Origin of the sequence: Planktothrix tepida PCC 9214 (assembly GCF_900009145.1) — a bacterium.
Lineage (GTDB): Bacteria > Cyanobacteriota > Cyanobacteriia > Cyanobacteriales > Microcoleaceae > Planktothrix > Planktothrix tepida.
Genome location: NZ_LN889830.1, coordinates 1 through 2,044 on the forward strand (window position 1 = coordinate 1; position 2,044 = coordinate 2,044).

The following is a 2,044-nucleotide window of genomic DNA, read 5'->3' on the forward strand; positions in this document are numbered from 1 at the left end:
GATAGCATCACGCTAAAGACTTCAAACAAATGTGTAATCGGAACGAAGTAACCCCTAATTATCTCTGGTAAAAGATAGATAACCAGTAAGTAGCTAACGAATGATAGCTAGGGGAGGGATGGTATCAAAAGCGAATGCCTTGTTGTAATGACAAGGATATGCAGACAGATACTCGGTAATTCCAAAGAAATAGAACAAGTAGCAATGTAAATGTCTAAAACGCTGAATAAAAATCAGACGGTGGAATGGAAAGACATCAACTGGCGCAAGCTAGAACGGGTGACTTTTAAGTTGCAAAAGAGAATATTTCGAGCGAGTGAACGAGGCGATGTTAAAGCAGTTCGTAAACTTCAGAAGACCCTGATTAGGTCTTGGTCAGCAAAATGTATTGCGGTTCGTCGGGTAACACAAGATAATCAAGGTAAAAATACCGCAGGGGTGGATGGAATTAAATCTCTAACCCCAAAACAACGGAGGAGACTTGTAGGACGATTAAAGTTAACAGGTAAGGTAAAACCTACTCGTAGAGTAATGATTCCCAAACCCGGAACAACTGAAACCCGTCCATTAGGAATACCCACAATAGACGACCGTGCATTACAAGCGTTAGTCAAACTAGCGTTAGAACCAGAATGGGAGGCACTCTTCGAGCCAAACAGTTACGGTTTTAGACCAGGACGTTCCTGTCATGATGCAATCGGAGCAATATTCCTCAGCATTAGAAGCAAACCCAAATTCGTATTCGATGCTGATATCTCAAAATGCTTCGACCGCATCAACCATAAAGCGTTACTCTCCAAAATACACACATACCCCACTCTAAGCCGTTTAATTAAAGCATGGCTCAAAGCAGGGTATATGGACGGAAAAGAACTCTTTCCTACCCATGATGGTACACCACAAGGGGGAGTAATTTCACCCTTACTTGCGAACATTGCCCTACATGGTATGGAAGAAAGAGTTAAGCAATATGCAGAAACTCTGAAAGGGAGTAAACGGGATAACCGTTGCGCCCTTAGCCTAATCCGTTACGCGGATGACTTTGTGATAATCCATGAGGACTTGAACATTGTCAAAAATTGTCAAGAGATAATTGCTAACTGGTTAAGTGATTTGGGATTGGAATTAAAACCAAGCAAAACAAAAATAACTCATACCCTCAATGAAATTGATGGAAATGTTGGATTTGAGTTTTTAGGATTCCATATACAACAACACAAAGTAGGAAACTATCGAAGTGCAAGCAGTAGAAATGGAATACCGCTAGGTTTTACAACACTAATCACACCCTCAAAAGCCAAAATCAAAACTCATCTTGTCAAAATAACTGAAGTAATAGACAATCATAAAACCGCCCTACAAGCTGCTCTAATTAGTAAGCTAAATCCGATCATTAAAGGCTGGTCAAACTATTACTCAACAGTTGTTAGTAAAGAAATCTTTAAGAAGGTTGACTCTCTAACATACAACAAGTTGAGAGCATGGGCAAAAACGAGGGGAAAAGGGAACATCAATAAAGACAAATACTGGAGAACAGTAGGAGACAGAAACTGGTGTTTCAGTACAGAAGATGGATTAGAATTACTCACCCATAGCAGTACGCCAATCGTAAGGCATACAAAGGTTAAAGGCGAGGCTAGTCCATTTAATGGAGACTGGACTTATTGGAGCAAACGCCGAGGCGAATATCCTGAAACCCCTAACAGAGTTTCCAAACTAATCAAGAAACAAAAGGGTATTTGTCCTCACTGTGGTCTGTATTTCACAAGTACAGACATGGTAGAAGTTGATCATATTCAACCAATATCATTAGGTGGAAAAGATACCTATGATAACCTTCAACTTTTACACAAACATTGTCACGACACAAAAACGGCTAGTGATGGTTCTTTAACTAAAACAACAGTTGAGAATTATGACCACCAACCGTTTTGAATCGTACCTATAACAAAGGTGAAATTATCAAGGAGCCGTGTGAGGTGAAAATCTCACGCACGGTTCTGAAGGAGAGGTAGGAGTGGTAACGCTCCTATCGACTCTAACA

General features: G+C 40.3%; 1 pseudogene. It reads left to right on the forward strand.

Going from position 1 to position 2,044, the window contains the following annotated elements:
* The first annotated feature begins 210 nt into the window (after positions 1-210).
* Positions 211-2,015 (forward strand): annotated as a pseudogene (ltrA, locus tag PL9214_RS33235) (group II intron reverse transcriptase/maturase).
* Positions 2,016-2,044: the final 29 nt, after the last annotated feature.